Genomic DNA, 22,687 nt, shown 5'->3' on the forward strand with positions numbered 1-22,687 from the left:
CGCGGCCCGGCGCCGAGCCGTACCGGCGCTGCACGAACCGGTCTCGCTGCTTGGTCACACCAGTCGTGCGCGAACGTGAACTGCGATGCTGGAGTCATGAGCTACCGCACGGCCGACTCCTTGCGCTCCGTGACCCTCGACGATGTGCGCGGCGCCCAGAAGATGCTCTCGGGAGTGGCCCGTGTGACCGCGATGGAGGGCAGCCGGCACCTGTCCCAGCTGGTCGGCGCCCCCGTGCACCTGAAGTGCGAGAACCTGCAGCGGACCGGCTCGTTCAAGCTGCGCGGCGCCTACGTGCGGATCGCCGGGCTGCTGCCGGAGGAGCGGGCGGCCGGTGTGGTGGCCGCGAGCGCCGGCAACCACGCCCAGGGCGTCGCGCTCGCCTCCTCCCTGCTGGGCGTGCACGCGACGGTGTTCATGCCGAAGGGCGCGCCGCTGCCGAAGATCAGCGCGACCCGGGACTACGGCGCCGAGGTGCGCCTGCACGGCCAGGTGGTCGACGAGACGCTGGCCGCCGCCCAGGAGTACGCCGACCGCACCGGCGCCGTGTTCATCCACCCCTTCGACCACCCGGACGTGATCGCCGGCCAGGGCACGGTCGGCCTGGAGATCCTGGAGCAGTGCCCGAAGGTGCGCACGATCGTCGTCGGCATGGGCGGCGGCGGGCTCGCGGCGGGGATCGCGGTGGGGGTGAAGGCGCTGCGGCCGGACGTGCGGATCGTCGGCGTGCAGGCGGAGGGGGCCGCCTGCTACCCGCCCTCGCTGGCCGCCGGGCGCCCGGTGTCGTTGCTGAGCCCGGCGACGATGGCCGACGGCATCAAGGTGGGGCGTCCCGGCGTGGTGCCGTTCGGGATCGTCGGCGAACTGGTCGACGAGGTGCGCACGGTCAGCGAGGACCAGTTGTCGGCGGCGCTGCTGCTCTGCCTGGAGCGGGCGAAGCTGGTCGTGGAGCCGGCCGGGGCGAGCCCGGTGGCGGCGCTGCTGGCCGCGCCGGACGCCTTCGACGGTCCGGTCGTCGCGGTGCTCTCCGGTGGCAACGTCGACCCGGTTCTGATGCAGCGGGTGCTGCGGCACGGCATGGCCGCGCAGGGCCGTTACCTGGCCGTCCGGCTGCGGCTGACGGACCGGCCGGGCGCGCTCGCCACGCTGCTCGGCGTGCTGTCGGCGGTCGACGCCAACGTCCTCGACGTCAGTCACGTCCGCACCGGTCCCCGGCTCGGTCTGACGGAGGCCGAGGTGGAGCTGCACCTGGAGACGAAGGGCCCGGCGCACTGCGCCGAGGTCGGCCGGGCCCTGCGGGACGCCGGCTACACCGTCATCGACTGACCCGGAACGGCCGGCCACGGCCACCACCCGTTCGAGCGAAGTCTCTTGAGGGACGCGATACATCGCGTTATGGTGTGTCGTGTGGCCCCGGCCGGCCTGCCCGCGGGTGCGCGGCACCTGTGCGTACCGGCGTCCGCATCCGCGAAAACCGCGGGCACGGCCGGGCGAACAAACCTAGCCTTTGCGAAGAATCCGTCCCCGAATTCCCGACGACGTGGAGACACATATGCCAGGTGCCATCTATGCCGAAGGCCTGGTGAAGACCTTCGGCGACGTAAGGGCACTGGACGGCGTCGACCTCGACGTGCCCGAGGGCACGGTCCTCGGCCTCCTCGGGCCGAACGGCGCCGGCAAGACGACGGCCGTCCGCTGCCTGACGACCCTGCTGCGCCCCGACAGCGGCAAGGCGGTGGTCGCCGGCGTGGACGTGCTGCGCCACCCCGACGCCGTACGCCGCTCCATCGGCCTCTCCGGCCAGTTCGCGGCGGTCGACGAGTACCTGACCGGCCGGGAGAACCTGCAGATGGTCGGGCAGCTCTACCAGATGAGGGCGAAGGCGGCCAAGGCGCGCGCGACGGAGCTGCTGGAGCAGTTCCACCTCGCCGACGCCGCCGACCGACCCGCCAAGACCTACTCCGGAGGCATGCGCCGCCGGCTGGACCTCGCCGCGGCCCTCGTGGTCTCGCCCCCGGTGATGTTCATGGACGAACCGACGACGGGCCTCGACCCGCGCAACCGCCAGCAGCTGTGGGAGGTCATCAAACGGCTCGTCTCCGGCGGTACGACGCTGCTGCTCACCACGCAGTACCTGGAAGAGGCCGACCACCTGGCCCACGACATCGCGGTCGTCGACCACGGCCGGGTCATCGCCCAGGGCACCTCCGACCAGCTCAAGGCCCGCACCGGCGGCGAGCGCGTCGAGGTCGTGGTGCACGAGCGGGAGGAGATAGCCGCCGCCGCGGAGGTGCTGCGCGGCTTCGGCAAGGGCGAGACCACGGTCGAGGAGCACACCCGCAAGCTCACGGTGCCCGTCACGGGCGGCGCCAAGCTGCTCGCCGAGGTCATCCGCGAGCTGGACTCGCGCGGGATCGAGATGGACGACGTCGGGCTGCGCCGCCCCACCCTCGACGACGTCTTCCTGTCCCTGACCGGACACGCGGCGGAGAGCGCCGAGCAGGGCGAGCGCACCGGCAAGGAGGCCGTGAAATGAGTGCCGTCACCGACACCGCGCCCGTCGCGGCCCCGGGCAACCCCGTGGTCAGATCCGTCCGCGACTCACTGGTCGTAGCCCGCCGGAACCTGATCCGCATGGGCCGGATCCCCGAGATGCTGATCTTCGGACTGATCCAGCCCATCATGTTCGTGGTGCTGTTCACCTACGTGTTCGGCGGCTCGATCCAGGTCGGCTCGTCCAACTCCACGCAGGCCTACCGCGAGTTCCTGATGGCCGGCATCTTCGCCCAGACCGTCACGTTCGCCACGGCGGGCGCCGGCGCGGGCATCGCCGACGACATGCACAAGGGCCTGATCGACCGGTTCCGCTCCCTGCCCATGGCACGCGGCGCGGTCCTCACCGGGCGCACCCTCGCCGACCTGGTCCAGACGGCGCTGACCCTGCTCGTCCTCGCGGTCGTCGCCGTGCTGGTCGGCTGGCGCACGCACGAGAACTTCGGCAAGGTCCTCGCCGGCTTCGCCCTGTTCCTGCTGCTCGGCTACGCGTTCTCCTGGATCGGCGCGCTCATCGGCCTGTCCGTGCGCACCCCGGAGGCGGCGACCTCGGGCGGTCTGATCTGGCTGTTTCCGCTGACGTTCATCTCGAACGCCTTCGTGGACGCGAACCAGATGCCGGCCTTCCTGCGGCACATAGCGGAGTGGAACCCGTTCAGCGCCACCGTCCAGGCCTGCCGCGAGCTGTTCGGCAACCTGCCGCCGGGCTTCCGGACACCCGACGCCTGGCCCATGCAGCACCCGGTCCTGGCCTCGCTGATCTGGTCGGTCGTGATCATCCTGGTCTTCCGCACCCTCGCCGTGCGCAAGTACCGCTCCGCGACCGCCTGACTGCACCGCGGCGGCGGGACACGCCCGCACGACGGCCCGAGCATGACAAGGCCCCCGGCACCCCTGAGGGCGCCGGGGGCCGGTAGTCGACCGGGTCTGGATCAGCCCGTGTACGGCTCGGCCTTCAGGATGCGGACCGAGGCCTTCTTGCCGTTCGGCAGCTCGTACTCCGCGTCCTCGCCGACCTTGTGGCCGATGACGCCCGAGCCCAGCGGGGACTGCGGCGAGTAGGTCTCGATGTCGGCGCTCGCGTACTCGCGGGAGGCGAGCAGGAACGTCAGGGTGTCGTCCTCGTCACCGTCGAAGGCGATCGTGACGACCATGCCGGGCGCGACGGCACCGTCCGCGGCCGGCGGCTCGCCGACCTTGGCGTTCTCGAGGAGCTGGGTCAGCTGGCGCACACGCAGCTCCTGCTTGCCCTGCTCCTCCTTGGCCGCGTGGTACCCGCCGTTCTCGCGCAGGTCGCCCTCCTCGCGCGCGGCCGCGATCTTGGCGGCGATCTCCGTGCGCGCAGGACCAGTAAGGTACTCAAGCTCGTCCTTGAGCTTGTTGTACGCCTCCTGGGTCAGCCAGGTGACGTTCTCGCTGGTCTGGGTCACAGGGTGCTCCTCGTCGGTACTGGGAATACAAAGCATCGCCCTACCCAGAAGAATGTTCCCTCTTGGATGGGCGAAACCACGAGCCTAACAATTCAACGCCGGAAGGGGGAGGACATAAGCCATCAGAATCACATCAACGCAGGTCAGGGCCTACGCATTCCGGGTGAACCCGGAGCGTGGCCGCGCGTGTCCGCCGGGTGTCAGCCGGCGTGACAGCCCAGCAGCTCGGCCGTCGTCCCCTGCGCCGTCGTACGGAGCGTGACGACCTTGTCGATCCGGGTGGCCGACCCGGAGAAGCGGAAGTCCGCGCGGCCCACCTCGGCGCCGTCGGCCGACTGCGAGCGCAGGGTGCAGTAGCCCGAGGCGCCGGCGTCCTTGCGGACCTCCAGGTGCACCTTGACGGCGTCGTCGGAGGCCTGGAAGGTGATGACCTCGGCGCTGATCTCGTTCTGCGCGACGTAGTGGTAGGCGAAGTAGCCGACCAGTGCGAGCAGGACCGCGCCCAGCACCGTGCCGGCGATCCTGAGCTTGCGGTCGGCGCGCTGGTCCGAGGAACGGCCGTAGCGGCCCTCGGGCAGCCGCGTGCTCGCGGTACTCATGATCGTCCTCTCCGCGGAATTATTCGCCCCCCGATTCGGTCACTATAGAAGCCGCCGATCGCGCCCGGAGCCACGGGGGCGCCGACTTACCGAGGATTGAGTCTTGACTGAGCAGCTGCGGCTGATGGCCGTTCACGCGCACCCCGACGACGAGTCGAGCAAGGGCGCGGCCACCATGGCGAAGTACGTGTCCGAGGGGGTGGACGTGCTGGTGGTGACCTGCACCGGCGGAGAGCGCGGGTCCATCCTCAATCCGAAGCTCCAGGGCGACACCTACATCGAGGAGCACATCCACGAGGTGCGCCGCAAGGAGATGGACGAGGCCCGGGAGATCCTCGGCGTCAAGCAGGAGTGGCTCGGCTTCGTCGACTCCGGCCTGCCGGAGGGCGACCCGCTGCCGCCGCTGCCCGAGGGCTGCTTCGCCCTGGAGGACGTCGACAAGGCGGCCGGTGAGCTGGTGAAGCAGATCCGCTCCTTCCGCCCGCAGGTGATCACCACCTACGACGAGAACGGCGGCTACCCGCACCCCGACCACATCATGACCCACAAGATCTCCATGGTGGCGTTCGAGGGCGCGGCGGACACCGGGAAGTACCCCGAGGACGAGTTCGGCCCCGCCTACCAGCCGCTGAAGCTCTACTACAACCAGGGCTTCAACCGTCCCCGCACCGAGGCCCTGCACCAGGCCATGCTCGACCGCGGCCTGGAGTCGCCGTACGGGGAGTGGCTCAAGCGGTGGAACGAGACGGAGCGCACCGAGCGCACCCTGACCACCCACATCCCGTGCGCGGACTTCTTCGAGATCCGCGACAAGGCGCTGATCGCCCACGCCACGCAGATCGACCCGGACGGCGGCTGGTTCAAGGTGCCGCTGGAGCTCCAGAAGGAAGTCTGGCCGACGGAGGAGTACGAGCTGGCGAAGTCCCTCGTCGATACTTCCCTCCCCGAGGACGACCTCTTCGCGGGCATCCGGGACAATGCCTGACATGAGCGCAAGCGTGAGCCTGGCAGTGACGCACCTCGTCCCCCTCGCCGCCAAGGAGGTGGACGAGAACAAGGTCACCCCCGGCATCCTCGGTTTCATCGTCTTCGCGGTGATGGCCGTGGCCGTGTGGGGACTGATGAAGTCGATGAACAAGCACATGCAGAAGGTCGACTTCAAGGAGTCCCCGGACGCCGACGCGGAGGGGGCCCGGGAACAGGCCGGCTCCGCGGCCCAGCAGCGCTGACCCGCCGGGGTCGGCCTTACGCCGGCACCGCCACCCCCATCACCTCCCGGGCGTGGCGGTCCGGAGTCATGCGCAGCCGCCAGGCCTGCCAGCCGGCCTCCAGCTCGACACCCCGCTCCAGCAGCAGGGCGTACGCCGGGACGTAGTCCGCCAGCTTCTCGTCCCGCAGCGGGTGCGAGGCACGGGCCAGCTGGGCCAGCTCCTCCTGGGCGACGGCCGTGCCCACCTCCACCCCGCCCGGCGCCGCGTACGGCAGCAGGGTGCAGCGCAGGAAGCGGGCCCAGTCCTCGCCGCGCCGGTCGCCGTAGGACGTGAACAGGGCGAGCGCCTCGTCGCACAGCGCCAGCGCCTGCTGCGTCCGCGCGTTGCCCGCGTCCACCACCGCCAGCTCCAGGCAGGTCCAGGCCTCGCCGTGGGCGACGCCGATCCGCTGGAAGTCGGCGCGCGCGTCCACCAGGAGCTGCCGGGCGAAACCGGAGTTGCGCAGCGAGCCGGTCTGCGCGGCCCGCTGGTCCCGGGTCGCCCGCGCCGAGTGGTGCCGGGCACAGGCCAGGCCGTACACGTCCCGTATCCGGGAGAACATCGTCCGGGACCGCTCCAGGTCCCGCACCGCCTGGTCCAGCTCACCGGTCTCCTCCAGCGCCTGCCCCAGGTGGTACAGCGTCCACGCCTCGCCGCGCGCGTCCTCGTTCTCCCGGTGCCGGGTCACCGCCCGGCGCAGGCTCTCCACGGCCGCGGCGCCGTCACCGGCCACCAGCCGGGCCCGGGCCAGCTGGGTCAGCGCCCACGCCTCCCCTCGGGCGTCCTGCGTCCTGCCGTACCGCTCCAGGGCCGCCCGCAGCTCCGTCTCCGCGCGCGGCACATCCCCCAGCCGCAGGGCCAGCTGGCCCAGATGGAAGTGCGCCCAGGCCTCGCCGTGCACCGAGCCGCCCTCGCGGTGCAGGACCAGGGAGCGGGTGAGCAGGTCCAGGGCCTCCGCCAGCCGGGCCCGGTCCCGCTGGACGGCCGCCAGCGCGTGCATCGTCCACGCCCGGTCCGTCGCCAGCTCCGGTGCCGCCTGCATGTCCAGTGCCTCGCGGAGCCGGGCCGCCGCCTCGGTGAGGTTGCCCTGGTGGTGCAGCGTGATCCCCAGCGAGGCCAGCGCGCGGGCCGCCCCCGCCTCGTGCCGGGCCTCCCGGTACAGGTCCACGACCGAGGTCAGCGTGGTGCGCGCCTTGTCCAGCTCACCGAGCTGCCGGGCCGCGATACCGGTACGCCACTGCACCGAGCGCACCAGCAGTCCCTGGTCCACCGACTGCGCCAGCTCGCTGATCTCACCGAGCCGGTACAGGTCGCCGCGCAGCAGGCAGTAGTCGCACAGCGCGCCCAGCAGGTTCAGCACGGCCGCCTGGTCCACGCCCTCCGCGTGCCGCAGGGCCGCTGTGATGAAGCTGGACTCGTCGTCCAGCCAGCGCAGCGCCTCGTCGAGGGAGGGGAAGCCGTGCGAGCCGAACTGGTTCGACCGCGTCGACATGTTCCCGTCGACCAGGCGCAGCACCGAGTCGGCCAGCTCCGCGTAGTTCACGATCAGCCGCTCCTGCGCGGCCGCCCGCTCGGCCGGGTCCTCCTCGTCCAGCAGCCGGGCATGGGCGAAGGCCCGCACCAGGTCGTGCAGCCGGTAGCGGCTGCCGCGCACATGGTCGATCAGGCCCGCCCGGGCGAGCGCCACCAGATGCCGGGTGGCCTCGGCCTCGTCGGTGGCGAGCAGGGAGGCCGCCGCCGCCGCGCCCAGCGAGGCCCGGCCCGCCAGGGCGAGCCTGCGCAGCAGCCGGCGGGTGGGCTCCGGCTGGTCGGTGTAGCGCAGCCACAGCGCCCGTTCCACCGGCTCCACCGGGCCGTACGCCCCCAGGTCCGCGGCCAGCTGCCCAGGTGAGCGCGGGCCCAGTGCCGAGCCCGCGACCCGCAGCGCCAGCGGCAGCCCGCCGCACAGCTCGCGGACCCGGTCGGCGGAGCCGGCGTCGTACGGCCCCGACGCGTCCTCGGCCGCCGCGCTCAGCAGTTCCTCGGAGCCCGCCGCGTCCAGCGCCGGGACGGGCAGCTCGTGCACCCAGGCCGGCAGGTCGGCGGGCAGGTCGAGGGGGGTGCGGGCGGTGACCAGCACCAGGCTGTCGGAGCGCTCCGGCACCAGGGCGCGCACCTGCTCCGGGTCCGAGGCGTCGTCCAGCACGATCGTCACCGGCAGTCCGGTCAGATGCCGGTGGTACAGCTCGGCCAGCCGCTTGACCTGCTGGTCGGGGGAGGACCGCTCCCGGAACAGCAGCTGCTCGCGGGGCGCGCCCAGCCGGTTGAGCAGGTGCAGCAGGGCGTCCCTGGTGGACAGCGGCGCCTCCTCCCGGCTGCCGCCGCGCAGGTCCACGACCACCGCGCCCCGGAAGTGGTCCCGCAGCTCGTGCGCCGCGCGCACCGCGAGCGTGGTCCGGCCGGAGCCGGGCTCGCCGTGCAGCACCACCAGCGTCGGCCGGGTCTCGGTGGCCGCACGCGCCGCCTGCGCCCACTGCCTGATCCGCCCCAGCTCCGCCCGGCGCCCCGCGAACGGGCCGTCGGCCTCCGGGAGCTGCCCGAAGGACTGCTGGAGCACCGAACGCCTGCGGGCCGCCGCGCTCTTGTCCGCGCCGCGCAGCGCCGGGCCGGTGCCCTTCTTCTTGGCACCGGTGGAGGCGCTGAGCACCCGCTGCTGGTCGAGGAACGGGCGGATGCCCCGCACCTCCAGCGCCGTCAGCCACTGCAACCGCAGCTGCTCCGGGCCGCCGGGCTGGCCGGCCGCGCCCGCGCGGTGGTGGGCGGCGGGCAGATGCGCACCGGCCACCTTCACCACCGTCGCCGCGGCGCCCGCCACGCCCGCGGTGGTGCCCGCGCCGAGGGCCGTGCCGGTGCCGGTACCGAGGGCCAGGTCGGCCACGGCGGCGGCGACGGCGGCGACCGCCGCGACGAGCAGGGCCGTTCCGGCGCCTGCGCGGGCGTACCGCCGGCCGAAGGTCAGCCGGCCGGCCTCCGCCTCGTCCAGGGCGCGCGTGTAGGCCTCGTACTCCTCGCCGGCCGCGCCCGCCATCGCGTCCAGCGCGCCGCGGGCCCGCGACAGCAGCAGCCGGCCGTCGATCCGCCCGCCCGAACGCCGCACCTCCTCCTCCACGGCCCGCACCAGCAGCCGCTCGGCCTCCGCCCGATGACCGTCCCGCATGTCCCGTCCCCCTCCGGCGGCAACTCCGTCGCGTACGAGTGTCCTTCGGGGACGACGGGATGGCGAGGGGGTGGCGATCAGCGGGGGTGGTGAGGGTTTCGTGCCGGTTCCCGGGCCGGCCGCTTCCCCCGGTCACGTCCGGGAGCCGCGTCCCACGGCTCCGCCTCGGCGTCCGCCCGTTCCGCGAAACCGGCGGTTGCCGTCCGGGCCTGACGTCCCGCGCGGGGACGGCTGCGGCAGGATGGGGTCATGCCGAATCGACTGGCCCATGAGACGTCCCCGTACCTGCTCCAGCACGCGGACAACCCCGTCGACTGGTGGCCGTGGTCCGGCGAGGCCTTCGAGGAGGCCCGCAGGACCGGCAGGCCCGTCCTGCTGAGCGTCGGGTACAGCAGCTGCCACTGGTGCCACGTGATGGCCCACGAGTCCTTCGAGGACCGGGCCACCGCCGACTACCTCAACGAGCACTTCGTCAGCGTCAAGGTCGACCGCGAGGAGCGGCCGGACGTGGACGCCGTCTACATGGAGGCCGTCCAGGCGGCCACCGGGCACGGCGGCTGGCCCATGACCGTGTTCCTCACCCCCGACGCGGAGCCGTTCTACTTCGGCACCTACTTCCCGCCCGCCCCCCGGCACGGCATGCCCTCCTTCCGGCAGGTGCTGGAAGGCGTCCAGCAGGCCTGGACGACCCGCCGGGAGGAGGTCGCCGACGTCGCCGGGAAGATCGTCCGCGACCTCGCCCAGCGGGAGATGGTCCGGCAGGCCGACACGGCGCCCGGCGAACAGGAGCTGGCACAGGCCCTGCTCGGGCTCACCCGCGAGTACGACCCCCAGCGCGGCGGATTCGGCGGCGCGCCGAAGTTCCCGCCGTCCATGGTGCTGGAGTTCCTGCTCCGCCACCACGCCAGGACCGGTGCCGAGGGCGCGCTGCAGATGGCCCGGGACACCTGTGAGCGGATGGCCAGGGGCGGCATCTACGACCAGCTCGGCGGCGGGTTCGCCCGGTACTCGGTGGACCGCGACTGGGTCGTGCCGCACTTCGAGAAGATGCTGTACGACAACGCCCTGCTGTGCCGGGTCTACACCCACCTGTGGCGGGCCACCGGCTCGGACCTCGCCCGGCGGGTCGCGCTGGACACCGCCCAGTTCCTGCTCCGCGAACTGCGCACCCCGGAGGGCGGATTCGCCTCGGCCCTCGACGCCGACAGCGACGACGGCAGCGGGCGGCACGTCGAGGGCGCGTACTACGTATGGCGGCCCGAGCAGCTGCGCGAGGTCCTCGGCGACGACGCCGAGCTCGCCGCCCAGTACTTCGGCGTGACCGAGGAGGGCACCTTCGAGCACGGCCAGTCCGTCCTGCAGCTCCCGCAGACGGAGGGCGTGTTCGAGGCCGAGAGGATCGCCTCCGTCAAGGACCGGCTCCTCGCCGCCCGGGACCGGCGGCCCGCGCCCGGCCGGGACGACAAGGTCGTCGCCGCCTGGAACGGGCTCGCCATCGCCGCGCTCGCCGAGACCGGCGCCTGCTTCGGCCGGCCGGACCTCACCGAGGCCGCCGTCGCCGCCGCCGACCTGCTGGTCCGGGTCCACCTGGACGAACACGGCCGGCTCGCCCGCACCAGCAAGGACGGCCGGGTCGGCCCGAACGCGGGCGTGCTGGAGGACTACGCCGACGTCGCCGAGGGCTTCCTCGCGCTCGCCTCCGTGACCGGCGAGGGGGTCTGGCTCGACTTCGCCGGACTACTGCTCGACCATGTCCTCGCCCGCTTCACCGACGTCGGGACCGGTGCCCTGTACGACACCGCGTCCGACGCCGAGCAGCTCATCCGCCGGCCCCAGGACCCCACCGACAACGCCGCCCCGTCCGGCTGGACCGCCGCGGCAGGCGCGCTGCTGAGCTACGCCGCCCACACCGGCTCCGGACCGCACCGGGCCGCCGCCGAGCGGGCGCTGGGGGTGGTGAAGACGCTCGGGCCGCGCGTGCCCCGGTTCATCGGATGGGGGCTGGCCGTCGCCGAGGCGCTGCTCGACGGGCCGCGCGAGGTGGCGGTCGTCGGGCCGGCCCCGGACGACGAGCGGACGGCGGCCCTGCACCGTACGGCGCTGCTGAGCACCGCCCCGGGGGCCGTCGTCGCCTGCGGCACCCCGGACAGCGAGGAGTTCCCGTTGCTCGCCGACCGCACCCTCGTCGACGGCGCGCCCACCGCGTACGTCTGCCGCGGCTTCGTGTGCGACCTGCCGGTGACGGACCCGGACGCCTTGCGGACGAAGCTGACCACTCCCTGAGAGCGGCGGCCGCCACCTGGACCGCGACGAGGACGGCACCGCCCGCGGGGAGGGAGGTGTCAGGCGTAGCTGAGGATCAGCGCCGCCAGCAGCAACTGGGCGCCCCACTGGACGAGCAGGGCGCCGGCCCTGGCGCCCGTCCACCGGGCCCGGGGCCACACCAGCATGGCCAGACCGGCCACGAGCGAGGCCCAGAAACTGCCGTACAGCAGCCAGCCGGGCACCGCGGCGCACTCCTCGCCGTAGGTGAGGCACCTGCTGGCCCGTTCGCTGGTGAAGGTCAGGAGCGTGGAGAAGAGCACGGTCGGCAGGAGCAGCCCGAGCCCCCACCCCGCTGCCACGCGGAAGCCGTCCCGCACGCGGACGCCGGTCATCTGTGCCGTGTTCATGCCCCCAGCCAACCCCGCCGGCCGGTCACCGCGGATCTGGTGGCGTACTCAGCCGCTCTGGGTACGCATGCTCAGCGCACGTTCCACGACCGCCTCCAGCCGGTCGTGGTGGGCGCCCTTCCAGTAGGCCCGGCCGCAGGCCGTGCACTGGGCGAAGACGTCGTAGGAGCGCTGGGTGCCGTGCTTCAGCTGGGCGGCGACCTCGTCCTTGGTGGCCTGCCTGAGCAGGCCGTTGCAGGCGGTGCAGCGGGTCCAGGGGCTCAGGTCGGGGGCGAAGCGGTCGAGGACGTCGTGGAGCTGGTCGTCGGGGCGGGTGCTGTAGACGAACGCGCCGGCCCACAGTTCCCGGCGGCGCAGCAGGCCCCGGTCGCGGCTGAGCATGACCCGCTTCTCGGCCGCCGAGCGGGCGGCGAGCGCCGGGTCCCCGATGTCCGTCGACTCGTACGCCGTGTCCACGCCGAGCAGCCGCAGCCGGCGGGCCAGCGTGCCGAGGTGGACGTCGAGGAGGAAGCGGAGGGGTGCGCCGGGCACCCGCTGGGGGCGTTCCACCGGCCGGACGACCAGCCGCTCGGCGGGCTGCGGGACGTGCGAGGGCGGGACCTCGCGGCCGTCCACGACCAGCGCGCCGACCTCGGTGAGCGGCACCCCGAGGGACTCGACGAGATGGCCGACGGACGAGACGCCGTCGGTGACGACCGTCCGCCGCGGTGTGCGCTGGACGAACAGGCCCAGCTCGGGGGCGAACTCGACGTGGATCTCGGGACCGTTCACCCGGTCAGGATGCCATGGGAGCGGACCGGGGCCTCAGGGTTTTCCGGTGGGCAGGCCGTGCTCCAGGACGTCCAGGGCCCGGTCCATCATGCCGCGCGGGTCGTCCTGGAAGCCGTTCTCCGCCCACGCCATGGTGACCTCCATCAGGGCGCCGACGAGGGCCGTCGCGTAGACGCGTACTTCGAGGCTGTCCGCGGCCGGCCCGGAGCGTTCGGCGAGGGCCTCGCGCAGCAGGCGCCCGGTCCGCGACATGCTCTCGATCATCCGGGAGCGGACGGCGGGGACCCGGGCCGCGAGGTGCGCCCGCACCCGTACCACGTCGGGGTCCCCCGCCGTCATCGCGTCGACGGCCCTGTGCATCACGTGCCGTACCGAATCCGTCCACGGCTCTCCCGCGGGCCGGGCACGCAGCTCCTCGACCATCAGCGAGCCGGACTCGTCCGTGAGGACGATGTCCTCCTTGGCCGGGAAGTACCGGAAGACGGTCGATGGTGACACCTCGGCCCGGTCGGCGATCTGGTCGATCGTCGTGGCGTCGTAGCCCTGCTCCTCGATCAGCGCGTAGGTCGCGGCGCGGATCGCCTCGCGGGTCTTGATCTTCTTGCGTTCACGCAGGCCCGGCGGGGGTCGGTCGTCGGGGGGAAGCTGGGAGCGTGCGGGCCTCATGCCGGTCATTGTCCGGTATCGGCGCCCGGCGCTTCGAGATGAGAGTGACTCCCGAATCCACGTGACTGTCACTTGCGGCGGAGTGTCACGGCATGAGAACGGCCACGGCTCCCAGGAGCCGTGGCCGGTGCAGGACGAGGGCAAAGGGTTACGTGTGCCGGTAGGCCACCAGCGAGATCCCGACGTAGTGGACGACGAACGCGGCGAGGGTGAGGGAGTGGAAGACCTCGTGGAAGCCGAACCAGCGCGGTGACGGGTTCGGGCGCTTGATGCCGTAGATCACGCCGCCGGCGCTGTAGAGCAGACCGCCGACGACCACCAGGACCAGGACGGCGATGCCGCCCGTGCGCAGGAAGTCGGGCAGGAAGAAGACCGCCGCCCATCCCATCGCGAGGTAGCAGGGCGTGTACAGCCAGCGTGGGGCGCCGACCCAGAAGACGCGGAAGACGATGCCGGCCGCCGCGGCGGCCCAGATGCCCCACAGCAGCCACTGGCCCTTGGCGCCGGGCAGGAGCAGCAGGGTCAGCGGGGTGTAGGTGCCCGCGATGATCAGGAAGATGTTGGCGTGATCGAGGCGGCGCAGCACGCCGTCCATGCGCGGGCTCCAGTTGCCCCGGTGGTAGAGCGCGCTGACGCCGAACAGGAGGCAGGCCGTCAGGACGTAGATGCCGCAGGCGACGCGGCCTCTGGTGGAGTCGGCGAGGGCGGTGAGCACGAGGCCCGCGATGAGTACGGCCGGGAACATCCCGAGGTGCAGCCAGCCGCGGAGCCTTGGCTTGACCGGATGCGGCAGGGAGAGCGCCACGGGGCCACGGCCGGCGGCCGGCGTGTCCGTGGGCGCGTCGGAGGCGGACGCAGTCATGGGCCGCATGGTACCGACGCCTTGGTAAGTCGCTCGTCAATGCACCGTCAATCAAGTCATCCGGCAAAAAGTCCTTCAGCTGAACCCAACATGGACGCAAAGAGTCGTGGTAACCGTGGGATTCCTCACGCTGCTCACTTGTGATGCCCTCTGGACAGATGGGCACTAGACTCGGATGATCAAATGAGTGCGGTCGGCACCGGATGAGCAGGCTACGAAGCATCCGGGTCGCGGCCCCCACGGGGCGAGAACACAAAAAATCCCTCACTTAGGAGCAATCGTGGCGCGCGACATCGCGGCTCCCACCGTCGTCCCCACCAACCACCAGGAACTGATCTCGTGGGTCAACGAGATCGCCGAACTGACGCAGCCGGACAGCGTGGTCTGGTGTGACGGGTCCGAGGCCGAGTACGAGCGGCTGTGCGAGGAACTGGTCGCCAAGGGAACCTTCAGGAAACTCGACCCGATCAAGCGCCCCCACTCCTACTACGCCGCCTCCGACCCGTCCGACGTCGCGCGCGTCGAGGACCGGACCTTCATCTGCTCGGAGAAGGAGGAGGACGCGGGCCCGACCAACCACTGGAAGGCCCCCGCCGAGATGCGGGACGTCTTCACCGGCGACCAGGGCCTGTTCCGGGGCTCCATGCGGGGCCGCACGATGTACGTCGTGCCCTTCTGCATGGGCCCGCTCGGCTCCCCGCTGTCCGCGCTGGGCGTGGAGATCACCGACTCCGCCTACGTCGCCGTCTCGATGCGCACGATGACGCGCATGGGCCAGGCCGTCCTGGACGAGCTGGGCGACGACGGCTTCTTCGTCAAGGCCGTCCACACGCTTGGCGCCCCGCTGGAGCCGGGCCAGGAGGACGTCCCCTGGCCCTGCAACCAGACCAAGTACATCTCGCACTTCCCCGAGTCGCGCGAGATCTGGTCCTACGGCTCCGGCTACGGCGGCAACGCCCTGCTCGGCAAGAAGTGCTACGCCCTGCGCATCGCCTCCGTCATGGCCCGCGACGAGGGCTGGCTGGCCGAGCACATGCTGATCCTCAAACTCACCCCGCCGCAGGGCGAGTCCAAGTACGTCGCCGCCGCCTTCCCCTCCGCCTGCGGCAAGACCAACCTCGCCATGCTGGAGCCCACGATCTCCGGCTGGACCGTGGAGACCATCGGCGACGACATCGCCTGGATGCGGTTCGGCGAGGACGGCCGGCTGTACGCGATCAACCCCGAGGCCGGCTTCTTCGGCGTCGCACCCGGCACCGGTGAGCACACCAACGCCAACGCGATGAAGACCCTCTGGGGCAACGCGGTCTTCACCAACGTCGCGCTCACCGACGACGGCGACGTGTGGTGGGAGGGCATGACCGAGGAGCCCCCGGCCCACCTGACCGACTGGAAGGGCAACGACTGGACGCCGAAGTCGGGGACCCCGGCCGCCCACCCCAACGCCCGCTTCACCGTGCCGGCCGCGCAGTGCCCGATCATCGCGCCGGAGTGGGAGGACCCCAAGGGCGTGCCGATCTCGGCGATCCTCTTCGGCGGGCGCCGCGCGACGGCGGTGCCGCTCGTGACGGAGTCCTTCGACTGGAACCACGGCGTCTTCCTCGGCGCCAACGTGGCCTCCGAGAAGACCGCCGCCGCCGAGGGCAAGGTCGGCGAGCTGCGCCGCGACCCCTTCGCGATGCTGCCGTTCTGCGGCTACAACATGGGCGACTACATGGCCCACTGGGTCGACGTCGCCAAGGACAAGGACCAGTCCAAGCTGCCGAAGATCTACTACGTCAACTGGTTCCGCAAGAACGACGAGGGACAGTTCGTCTGGCCGGGCTTCGGCGAGAACTCCCGGGTCCTGAAGTGGATCGTGGAGCGGCTGGAGGGCAGGGCCGAGGGCGTCGAGACCCCGATCGGCATCCTGCCGGCGAAGGACGCCCTGGACACCGACGGCCTCGCGCTCTCCGACTCCGACATGGAGTTCCTGCTCACGGTCGACAAGGAGGTCTGGCGCGAGGAGGCCGCGCTGATCCCCGGGCACCTGGAGACCTTCGGCGACCACACCCCGAAGGAGCTGTGGGACCAGTACCGGGCGCTGGTGGAGCGCCTGGGCTGAACCGCCCGCCCATGACCCCGCGGCCGGTCGCCGTGCCCTGACCAGCGATCGTCACGACCGGCCGCGGTGAACGTTCCACCGGGCCCCGCACAACGGCGTGCGGGGCCCGGTCGCCGTACGGACGGCCCGGCACCGCCCGCCGACGTCGCCGGCGACCGCCGGACGCGCACGTCAGGTGCCGGGTGCGCCGTCCCCCCTCCCGCCCCGGTCCTCCAGGTACCGGGTGTGGGCCTCCTGGCGGCGGGCCTCGCTCTCGCCGAGTTCCGCGGCGAGCCGCTCGGCCTCCCGCCGCAACAGGTCGAGCTGCCGCTCCAGATGACGCTCGGGCGGTTCGGTGCCCGGCGCCAGACGCGTCCACCAGCGGGTGCGGACGAAGGCGTCCACGGCCTCCGGGACGTCCTGCCGTACCGCCCGGGAGACGCCGTGCACGGCCTCCGGGTCCCGGGCGAGCGCCTCGGCGGCCCAGCCCGGTTCCAGCAGCGCGCCCAGCAGCCCGGTGAGTTCGCCGAGCCGGGCGGCGGCCCCGGGCGGCAGGTCGACGTCCGCGAGGTAGCCGCCGAGCCGGCGCAAGTCGGCGCGCACCTCCTCGACTTGGGCCGACGGGCTCGGAAAGTCCGGCGGAGCGGGCCGTTCCGGCGGGGCGATGAGCGCGCCCGCGCCGTACAGCCCGGCCACCACGACCGGCCAGTACGGTCCCGCGACCCCGGTGAAGGTCAGCACCAGACCGAGCAGCCCGCAGGCGCCGCCGGTGAGGTTCTTGCGGGACTCCAGGTAGCCGAGGACCTCACTGGTAGCCACGGATCTCCTCGAAGGCGCCGTCCAGCGAGCCCTGCCGGGCGTCGAAGAGCCGGCCGCCGGTCAGGTCGGCGATGTGCCGCAGTTCGGAGCGGGAGGAGTCGCCGAACAGGATCGGGAAGACCGGGATGTCCCGCCGGTCGCGGCCCAGGGCGCGGTAGAAGCCGTCGAAGTCGCCGGCCTCGGCGCCCGCCGTGTTCTCGCCGTCGGTCATCAGCACGATCGAGGTGAACGTGTCCCGGTCGGCGCCGAGATGGTCGTACGCCCGCTCCAGCGAGGTGTAGACGGCGGTGCGGCCGTCGGCGCCGAGCGCGTCGGTGTCCCGGCGGATCGCGGCGAGCCCGGCCTCCGGGTCCTCCGGGTCGACGACGTGGGTGCGCACGCTCTTCACGTCCGAGCCGAACGGCATCAGCGTCACCTCCTCCCGGTCCCGGAAGTCGCCGGTGAGCCCGGCCAGCGCCTTCTTCAGCGCCGCGAGCCGGTCGCCCTCCATGGAGCCGGAGGTGTCCAGGACGTACACCGTGCGCGAGGGGCGGCGCAGTTCGTTCTCGTACGAGTCCAGCAGCCCGTCGGCCACCGAGCGGCTGCCGGGGAAGGGCAGTTCGCGGCGGCGGCCGGTGTCGAGGCCGGCGGCGGGCCGCACCGACGGCACGACCGGACGGCGGCGGGTGGTGTCGGTGATCAGCTTCTGCACGGCGTCCGTGCGCAGGTCCGCGGTCACCTTGCGGACGTCCTCGCGGGTGCGGGCGTCGCTGGACGCGAGCGAGGAGAGCGGGTAGTCGGCGGTGACGACGCCGTCGCGGGGGCGGATCACGGTAAGGCCCGGGATGCCCTTCAGGACGGACTCGTAGTTGAGCAGCGCGTCGACGGTGCCGCGCCTGCGGTAGGCGGAGGCGAGCCAGCCCGACGAGCCCGAGGTCAGCTTCTGGCCCCGGAAGAACTCCTTCAGCCGGGGCGTCGCCTTCGCCACGTCGGCGTCGGTGAGCGCGGACTGGGCGCCGGAGAGGGCGGAGGCGACCGAGACCAGCGTGGCGAAGCCCGAGTTGGAGCGGGCCGGGTCGGTCATGCCGTAGGTCAGCTTCCCGTCCTGGACGGCCTGTTCCACCTGGGACCAGGTGACGTCCTCGGGCTTCCAGCCGAGCTCCCGCACGGTGTCCTGCCGGACGCCGACGGCGACCGGGCTGGACATCACCGGCGTCTCGGACACCACCTTCCGCGCCGCCTCGGGCCGCAGCCGCAGGTAGTCGTCCGACGACAGCCACAGCGCGTCGTACGCCCCGTCCGCCTTCCCCCGGGCCAGCAGGTCGACGGCGTCCAACGTGCCCATGTAGGTGGGCCGGATCCTGACGCCGGTGTCCTCGCGGACGCGGTCGAAGACAGCGGTCATGTCGCTCAGTTCGCTGGAGGCGAGGACCCGCAGTGTGCCGGGCCGCGGCGCGTTCGCGTCGTCGTCGGTGTCCTGCGAGGTGCACGCGCCCAGCAGGCCGGCGGTGACGGCGACCACGGTGATCAGGGAGCGTCGTCTCATCCGAGGCCCCCCTCCGGCGCGCCCTGGGCGCGGCTGCGCTCCAGGTGGGCGGAGGCGCCGCGCAGTTCGTCCGTGAGGGACTGCACGGTGCTCGCCATGACCTCCGTCGCCTGGACCTTGTAGCTGTCGATGGCGTCGAGGGTGCGGTAGATCTCCTGGAACGCCGCGCGCAGGGTCTCCGCGCCGACCGCCGGGTCGGCGGCGATCCGCTGGATCTCGCCGCTCTGCGTGGCGAGCATCTCGGCGTTGCCCCGGATGAGGTCCTCGGTGGTCCCGCGCAACGCGTTGACCTGCTCGACGACCTTCTTCTGGCTCTCCAGGGCGGAGGCCAGCATCACGGAGATGCGCAGCGCCGAGACGGTGGTCGTGGCGGCCCGGTCGACGCCCTTGATCAGCTCGTCGTTGTTGCGGCGTACGACGTCCATGGCCAGGTAGCCCTGCGCGCACACCGCGAGCTGGGTGAGCAGGTCCTGGTGCTTCTGACGGACCGGGAAGAGCACGTCGGCACGCAGGGCGTCGGCCTCCTGCGGGTCCCCGGTCCCGGCGATGTGCTCCTCCACGGCGGTGTCCAGGGCCTGGGTGAGGACGACGTACTCCTGGAGCTTGCCCATCGTCTCCCACAGCCGGACCCGCTCGGTCTGCAACGCGGCGTTGTCCCGGCGCAGTTCGTCCTGCCCGCCGCGCAACGCGCCCACGATCCGGTTCAGGTTCCCCTGCGCGGAGGCGTACTTGGCGAGGTGGTCGCGCAGTCTGTTGCCGCCGGGCAGCTTGGACAGGAACCTGCGTCCCTTGTTCGCGGGAAGGTCCCTCGGGTCCAGGTCCTCCACCACGCGGCGCAGTTCCACGAGCGAGCCGGCCACCTTGCCCTGGGCGTCCCCGCCCCTGTCGGGCAGGCTGCGCACGGCGCGCTCCAGCATGCGGTTGGACTGGACGGCGGCGGTGCGCATCTCACCGGAGCCGAGCGCGGTAATCTCGCCGACCTTGCCCGCGAACGCGGGCGAGCGGGCGTCGAGCGCGGCGAGCTGCTCGACGAAGGCGGTGGCCTTGCGGGCCATGTCGGTGCGCACCGCGTCCTCGACGGGCACCAGAGCGCCGGCCTTCTCCCTGGGCACGGGCGGTACGGGGTCGGGCGGGGTGAGCTGGAAGTCGCTGTCGGTCATGCGGTGGGTCCCCCGTGTCATCCGCGGGCCCGGCGGGCCATCTCGTGCAGCACCGCGGAGGTGGGCACGGGCGCCTGCCGGACGCCGGTGAGCTTCTGGTTGAGGTAGGCGGCGCGGCCGGCGGTGGCCGCGACGAACTCGGCGGCGTCGCCCTGCGGCCGGAAACCGTGCCGGACGGCGAGCCTGCGCAGGGCCGGGTCGGTGCTGAGCAGTTCCCCGAGCGCCCGGCCGTCCGCGTCCAGCGGTACGACGGTGTGGTCGCTGTTGACGGTGGTGTCCGGGTACAGCACGACCAGGTCGTCCACGCCGTGCCGCTCGGCGAGGAGCGCGGCGACCTGCGACTCGTACACCAGCACCAGCGGGTTGCCCGCGCCGCTGACGAAGTCCCGGAACACCGCGTCCGTGCTGGACTGCTGGGCGCCCTGGACGCTGACCAGCTTGTGCAGCAGGGGAGCGGTGCGGTCGAGGTCGGCCTCGCCGACGACCACCTTGCCGCCGTTGGCCACGTAGGAGGCGGCGGCGAGGTAGAGGGCGCCGGAGTTGGACGACTCGGGGTCGGTGCTGGCGATGTACACGGTGCCGGTCAGCTCGCCGTGGTCCTTGGCGCCCTTGAGCTGCTGCCAGGTGCGGTCGTGCCGGGCCGCGTCCAGGTAGGCGCCCGTCCTCAGCGTGCCGCGGTTCTTCCCGTCGAGCACCGCCAGTCCGTTCGCGGCGAGCACGTCGGCGGCGCCGCGGTGGGCCACGACGACGAGCGGCGAGTAGAAGGGCCGGGGCAGCGGCTCCCGGACGTGGTACTTGCGCGCCAGCTGGTCGGCGGGTGCCTGGCTGGACGGGAAGGCGAAGTCGTACCCCTTGAGGTCCAGCCCCTCCATGGCCCAGGACCCGGAGGCCTCGGTCTTGACGGTGTAGCCCTTGGCGGCGAGGGCCTTCACCACGTCGGGATCGGCGAAGAAGTCGGCCTTCTCCGATCCGATCACACCACGCACGGTCTTCGTTGCCGTGCCCTTGTCCTCCCCTTGCCGGCCCGCGACGACGGCGGCCACCACGCCACCGATCAGCAGAACCGCGAGGACGATTCCCGCGATACGTCTCACGCCGGGGAGCGTGCTCCCGGAACCCCACGTTCCCCACGCGCCGAGATGAACGCCGGGTGACGTCCCGATCCCGGTCTGCAACGGGAGGTCACCCTTCCGGAACGGGCGGCGGCCGGTACGGCGTGCGGTGGCGGCGAGCGCCCCGGGCGGCCCGGCGTCCCGGAAGGAGGGGGGCCGCATCTCGCGCCCCGGCCCGGGCCGGGGCGCGGTGTTGTGGCGCCCGGTCCGCGCGTCGCTGCGGGTGCGCGCGGACCGGGGCCGATCGGGGGACCCCCGCGGGGGTCAGGCGGTGCTGAGTTCCTTCGGGTCGGCGGACAGCGCGGCTGCGTGCGCGTCCATCCGCTCGGCCGAGAGGATCGCCGCCGCCGTGTCGGCGCGGGACGCGGCCACCACGAGCGCGCGCCCGGCGAGGGCGTGCGCGCGCCGGTGCAGGGCGCCGGGGTCACCGGCCGCCGCGGGCGCCGCCCGCAACGGCGTACGCCCTCCCCGCAGCCGGGCCACCTGCGCCACGAGGCGCTCCGCTGCCGTGTCCAGGTCGGTGGACGGGGACAGCGCGCGCAACTCGTCGGTGACCGCGAGCAGCGCGGCGAGGTGTCCGGCGAGCTGGATGTCCAGCTCCTCCTCGCGCGACCGGTGGGGGAAGTCCGAGGTGCCGGCCATCGTGCTGTGGACCGACTTGGTGCGGATCGGCTCGTACATGGGGGGATGGCCTCCTGCGCTCTGACAGGAAACCATCTTAGCTTGGATTTCGTCTAAAGTTGAGTCGGGTCACGGAGCGGAGCCCGTCGGCTACGGCTGGCTGTATCCGTCCAGGAAGGTGCCGATGCGGGTCACCGCGTCCCGAAGGTCCCCCACCGTCGGCAGCGTCACCACCCGGAAGTGATCCGGCTCCGGCCAGTTGAAGCCCGTGCCCTGGACGACCATGATCTTCTCCTTGCGGAGCAGGTCCAGCACCATCCGCCGGTCGTCCTTGATCTTGAAGACGTCGGGGTCCAGCCGCGGGAACAGGTACAGCGCGCCCTTCGGCCGTACGCAGCTCACCCCCGGGATCCGCGTCAGCAGCTCGTACGCGGTGTCCATCTGCTCCTTCAGCCGGCCGCCGGGCAGCACCAGGTCGTTGATCGTCTGGCGTCCGCTGAGCGCGGCGACCACCCCGTGCTGTCCCGGCATGTTCGCGCACAGCCGCATGTTCGCCAGGATCGTCAGGCCCTCGATGTAGGAGTCGGCGTGGGCGCGCGGGCCGGAGATCGACATCCAGCCGACGCGGTAGCCGGCCACCCGGTACGCCTTCGACATGCCGTTGAAGGTGAGGGTGAGCAGGTCGGGGGCGACCTTCGCGGTCGGGGTGTGCGTGGCGCCGTCGTAGAGGATCTTGTCGTAGATCTCGTCGGAGCAGACCAGCAGGTTGTGCCGGCGGGCGATGTCCGTCAGGCCCCGGAGCACCGTCTCGTCGTAGACCGCGCCGGTGGGGTTGTTCGGGTTGATGATGACGATCGCCTTGGTGCGGTCGGTGACCTTGCGCTCGACGTCGGCGAGGTCCGGCATCCAGTCGGACTGCTCGTCGCAGCGGTAGTGCACCGCCGTACCGCCGGAGAGGGACACGGCCGCCGTCCACAGCGGGTAGTCCGGGGCCGGTACGAGCACCTCGTCACCGTCGTCCAGCAGGCCCTGCATCGCCATCACGATCAGCTCGGAGACGCCGTTGCCGATGAAGACGTGCTCGACGTCGGTCTCGATGCCGAGGGTCTGGTTGTGCATCACGACCGCGCGGCGGGCGGCCAGCAGGCCCTTGGCGTCCCCGTAGCCGTGCGCGGTGGAGACGTTGCGGAGGATGTCCTCCAGGATCTCCGGGGGGCACTCGAAGCCGAACGCGGCGGGGTTGCCGGTGTTGAGCTTGAGGATGCGGTGGCCCGCCGCCTCAAGCCGCATGGCCTCCTCGAGAACCGGGCCCCGGATCTCGTAACAGACGTTGGCGAGCTTGGTCGACTGGATCACCTGCATGTGCGT

20 protein-coding genes are annotated in these 22,687 nt (G+C 72.3%); 7 read left to right on the plus strand and 13 right to left on the minus strand.

The features are described 5' to 3' along the window. The first annotated feature begins 96 nt into the window (after positions 1-96). The 3 genes from ilvA (at position 97) to LG395_RS30380 (ending at position 3,384) form a co-directional block, all read left to right on the plus strand. Positions 97-1,326: a threonine ammonia-lyase gene (ilvA, locus tag LG395_RS30370; RefSeq protein ID WP_225811878.1), complete on the plus strand. Its 1,230-nt coding sequence runs from the start codon at positions 97-99 to the stop codon at positions 1,324-1,326. A 226-nt stretch (positions 1,327-1,552) separates the two neighbouring features. After that, a complete protein-coding gene (locus LG395_RS30375; RefSeq protein ID WP_171153311.1) occupies positions 1,553-2,536 on the plus strand; it encodes an ATP-binding cassette domain-containing protein in 984 nt (327 codons plus the stop codon). Next, positions 2,533-3,384, plus strand: a complete 852-nt coding sequence (locus tag LG395_RS30380; protein WP_171153310.1) for an ABC transporter permease — start codon at positions 2,533-2,535, stop codon at positions 3,382-3,384. The genes LG395_RS30375 and LG395_RS30380 overlap by 4 nt, the downstream gene beginning before the upstream one ends. Positions 3,385-3,485: 101 nt before the next feature. Here LG395_RS30380 and greA read toward each other — a convergent pair whose 3' ends face one another. Next, positions 3,486-3,983 (minus strand): transcription elongation factor GreA, encoded by a 498-nt coding sequence (greA, locus tag LG395_RS30385; protein ID WP_171153308.1) that lies wholly within the window; start codon positions 3,981-3,983, stop codon positions 3,486-3,488. A 200-nt stretch (positions 3,984-4,183) separates the two neighbouring features. Further along, positions 4,184-4,582 carry a DUF4307 domain-containing protein gene (locus LG395_RS30390; protein ID WP_171153307.1) on the minus strand — a complete coding sequence of 133 codons (399 nt, stop codon included), beginning with the start codon at positions 4,580-4,582 and terminating at the stop codon, positions 4,184-4,186. A gap of 124 nt (positions 4,583-4,706) precedes the next feature. Between LG395_RS30390 and mca the strand changes: the two genes are divergently transcribed. Continuing rightward, positions 4,707-5,567 (plus strand): mycothiol conjugate amidase Mca, encoded by an 861-nt coding sequence (gene mca / locus LG395_RS30395; RefSeq protein WP_171159748.1) that lies wholly within the window; start codon positions 4,707-4,709, stop codon positions 5,565-5,567. Next, positions 5,560-5,811 (plus strand): hypothetical protein, encoded by a 252-nt coding sequence (locus LG395_RS30400; RefSeq protein ID WP_171153306.1) that lies wholly within the window; start codon positions 5,560-5,562, stop codon positions 5,809-5,811. The genes mca and LG395_RS30400 overlap by 8 nt, the downstream gene beginning before the upstream one ends. Before the next feature lie 16 nt (positions 5,812-5,827). On the opposite strand, the gene LG395_RS30405 is transcribed toward LG395_RS30400, so the two are convergent. Continuing rightward, the gene (locus LG395_RS30405) at positions 5,828-9,028 is read right to left on the minus strand and encodes a tetratricopeptide repeat protein (protein WP_225811879.1); all 3,201 of its coding nucleotides are present in this window, start codon (positions 9,026-9,028) and stop codon (positions 5,828-5,830) included. A 249-nt stretch (positions 9,029-9,277) separates the two neighbouring features. Here LG395_RS30405 and LG395_RS30410 point away from each other — a divergent pair, with 249 nt between their 5' ends. Next, complete coding sequence (locus tag LG395_RS30410) at positions 9,278-11,311, plus strand: thioredoxin domain-containing protein (RefSeq protein ID WP_225811880.1); 2,034 nt, start codon at positions 9,278-9,280, stop codon at positions 11,309-11,311. 59 nt (positions 11,312-11,370) lie between these two features. Here LG395_RS30410 and LG395_RS30415 read toward each other — a convergent pair whose 3' ends face one another. The 4 genes from LG395_RS30415 to trhA form a co-directional block, all read right to left on the minus strand. Then, positions 11,371-11,700 carry a hypothetical protein gene (locus tag LG395_RS30415; RefSeq protein WP_225811881.1) on the minus strand — a complete coding sequence of 110 codons (330 nt, stop codon included), beginning with the start codon at positions 11,698-11,700 and terminating at the stop codon, positions 11,371-11,373. A gap of 48 nt (positions 11,701-11,748) precedes the next feature. After that, positions 11,749-12,471, minus strand: coding sequence for a Mut7-C RNAse domain-containing protein (locus LG395_RS30420; RefSeq protein ID WP_171153299.1), 723 nt, complete (start codon positions 12,469-12,471; stop codon positions 11,749-11,751). 33 nt (positions 12,472-12,504) lie between these two features. After that, positions 12,505-13,137: a TetR/AcrR family transcriptional regulator gene (locus LG395_RS30425; protein ID WP_225811882.1), complete on the minus strand. Its 633-nt coding sequence runs from the start codon at positions 13,135-13,137 to the stop codon at positions 12,505-12,507. A 148-nt stretch (positions 13,138-13,285) separates the two neighbouring features. Next, on the minus strand, positions 13,286-13,999 hold the full coding sequence (gene trhA, locus LG395_RS30430; protein WP_171153296.1) for a PAQR family membrane homeostasis protein TrhA: 714 nt from the start codon (positions 13,997-13,999) through the stop codon (positions 13,286-13,288). Positions 14,000-14,279: 280 nt separating this feature from the next. On the opposite strand from trhA, the gene LG395_RS30435 reads away from it, so the two are divergent. Next, the gene (locus LG395_RS30435; RefSeq protein ID WP_225811883.1) at positions 14,280-16,103 is read left to right on the plus strand and encodes a phosphoenolpyruvate carboxykinase (GTP); all 1,824 of its coding nucleotides are present in this window, start codon (positions 14,280-14,282) and stop codon (positions 16,101-16,103) included. 171 nt (positions 16,104-16,274) lie between these two features. Here the strand turns inward: LG395_RS30435 and LG395_RS30440 are convergent, their stop codons facing one another. The 6 genes from LG395_RS30440 to LG395_RS30465 form a co-directional block, all read right to left on the minus strand. Then, entirely contained in the window at positions 16,275-16,901 is a 627-nt protein-coding gene (locus tag LG395_RS30440) for a hypothetical protein (RefSeq protein WP_225811884.1), read from the minus strand. Beyond that, the gene (locus LG395_RS30445) at positions 16,888-18,426 is read right to left on the minus strand and encodes a vWA domain-containing protein (RefSeq protein WP_171153292.1); all 1,539 of its coding nucleotides are present in this window, start codon (positions 18,424-18,426) and stop codon (positions 16,888-16,890) included. Before LG395_RS30445 ends, LG395_RS30440 begins: the two co-directional genes overlap by 14 nt. After that, the gene (locus LG395_RS30450; protein ID WP_225811885.1) at positions 18,423-19,586 is read right to left on the minus strand and encodes a toxic anion resistance protein; all 1,164 of its coding nucleotides are present in this window, start codon (positions 19,584-19,586) and stop codon (positions 18,423-18,425) included. Before LG395_RS30450 ends, LG395_RS30445 begins: the two co-directional genes overlap by 4 nt. Positions 19,587-19,603: 17 nt before the next feature. Then, positions 19,604-20,680 carry a substrate-binding domain-containing protein gene (locus LG395_RS30455; RefSeq protein ID WP_225811886.1) on the minus strand — a complete coding sequence of 359 codons (1,077 nt, stop codon included), beginning with the start codon at positions 20,678-20,680 and terminating at the stop codon, positions 19,604-19,606. 282 nt (positions 20,681-20,962) lie between these two features. Then, a complete protein-coding gene (locus LG395_RS30460) occupies positions 20,963-21,379 on the minus strand; it encodes an SCO4983 family protein (protein ID WP_171153288.1) in 417 nt (138 codons plus the stop codon). 90 nt (positions 21,380-21,469) lie between these two features. Then, entirely contained in the window at positions 21,470-22,681 is a 1,212-nt protein-coding gene (locus LG395_RS30465; protein ID WP_171153286.1) for a pyridoxal phosphate-dependent aminotransferase, read from the minus strand. Positions 22,682-22,687 lie beyond the last annotated feature (6 nt).

It is taken from the genome of Streptomyces spinosus (assembly GCF_020400655.1).
Taxonomy (GTDB): Bacteria; Actinomycetota; Actinomycetes; order Streptomycetales; family Streptomycetaceae; genus Streptomyces; species Streptomyces argyrophylli.

What these genes read in the sequence shown, in the direction of transcription:
- ilvA (WP_225811878.1), top strand. Translation starts at nt 97, where the DNA reads ATGAGCTACCGCACGGCCGACTCCTTGCGCTCCGTGACCCTCGACGAT.
- LG395_RS30375 (WP_171153311.1), top strand. Translation starts at nt 1,553, where the DNA reads ATGCCAGGTGCCATCTATGCCGAAGGCCTGGTGAAGACCTTCGGCGAC.
- LG395_RS30380 (WP_171153310.1), top strand. Translation starts at nt 2,533, where the DNA reads ATGAGTGCCGTCACCGACACCGCGCCCGTCGCGGCCCCGGGCAACCCC.
- LG395_RS30390 (WP_171153307.1), bottom strand. Translation starts at nt 4,582, where the DNA reads ATGAGTACCGCGAGCACGCGGCTGCCCGAGGGCCGCTACGGCCGTTCC.
- mca (WP_171159748.1), top strand. Translation starts at nt 4,707, where the DNA reads ATGGCCGTTCACGCGCACCCCGACGACGAGTCGAGCAAGGGCGCGGCC.
- LG395_RS30400 (WP_171153306.1), top strand. Translation starts at nt 5,560, where the DNA reads ATGCCTGACATGAGCGCAAGCGTGAGCCTGGCAGTGACGCACCTCGTC.
- LG395_RS30405 (WP_225811879.1), bottom strand. Translation starts at nt 9,028, where the DNA reads ATGCGGGACGGTCATCGGGCGGAGGCCGAGCGGCTGCTGGTGCGGGCC.
- LG395_RS30410 (WP_225811880.1), top strand. Translation starts at nt 9,278, where the DNA reads ATGCCGAATCGACTGGCCCATGAGACGTCCCCGTACCTGCTCCAGCAC.
- LG395_RS30415 (WP_225811881.1), bottom strand. Translation starts at nt 11,700, where the DNA reads ATGAACACGGCACAGATGACCGGCGTCCGCGTGCGGGACGGCTTCCGC.
- LG395_RS30425 (WP_225811882.1), bottom strand. Translation starts at nt 13,137, where the DNA reads ATGAGGCCCGCACGCTCCCAGCTTCCCCCCGACGACCGACCCCCGCCG.
- trhA (WP_171153296.1), bottom strand. Translation starts at nt 13,999, where the DNA reads ATGACTGCGTCCGCCTCCGACGCGCCCACGGACACGCCGGCCGCCGGC.
- LG395_RS30445 (WP_171153292.1), bottom strand. Translation starts at nt 18,426, where the DNA reads ATGAGACGACGCTCCCTGATCACCGTGGTCGCCGTCACCGCCGGCCTG.
- LG395_RS30450 (WP_225811885.1), bottom strand. Translation starts at nt 19,586, where the DNA reads ATGACCGACAGCGACTTCCAGCTCACCCCGCCCGACCCCGTACCGCCC.
- LG395_RS30460 (WP_171153288.1), bottom strand. Translation starts at nt 21,379, where the DNA reads ATGTACGAGCCGATCCGCACCAAGTCGGTCCACAGCACGATGGCCGGC.
- LG395_RS30465 (WP_171153286.1), bottom strand. Translation starts at nt 22,681, where the DNA reads ATGCAGGTGATCCAGTCGACCAAGCTCGCCAACGTCTGTTACGAGATC.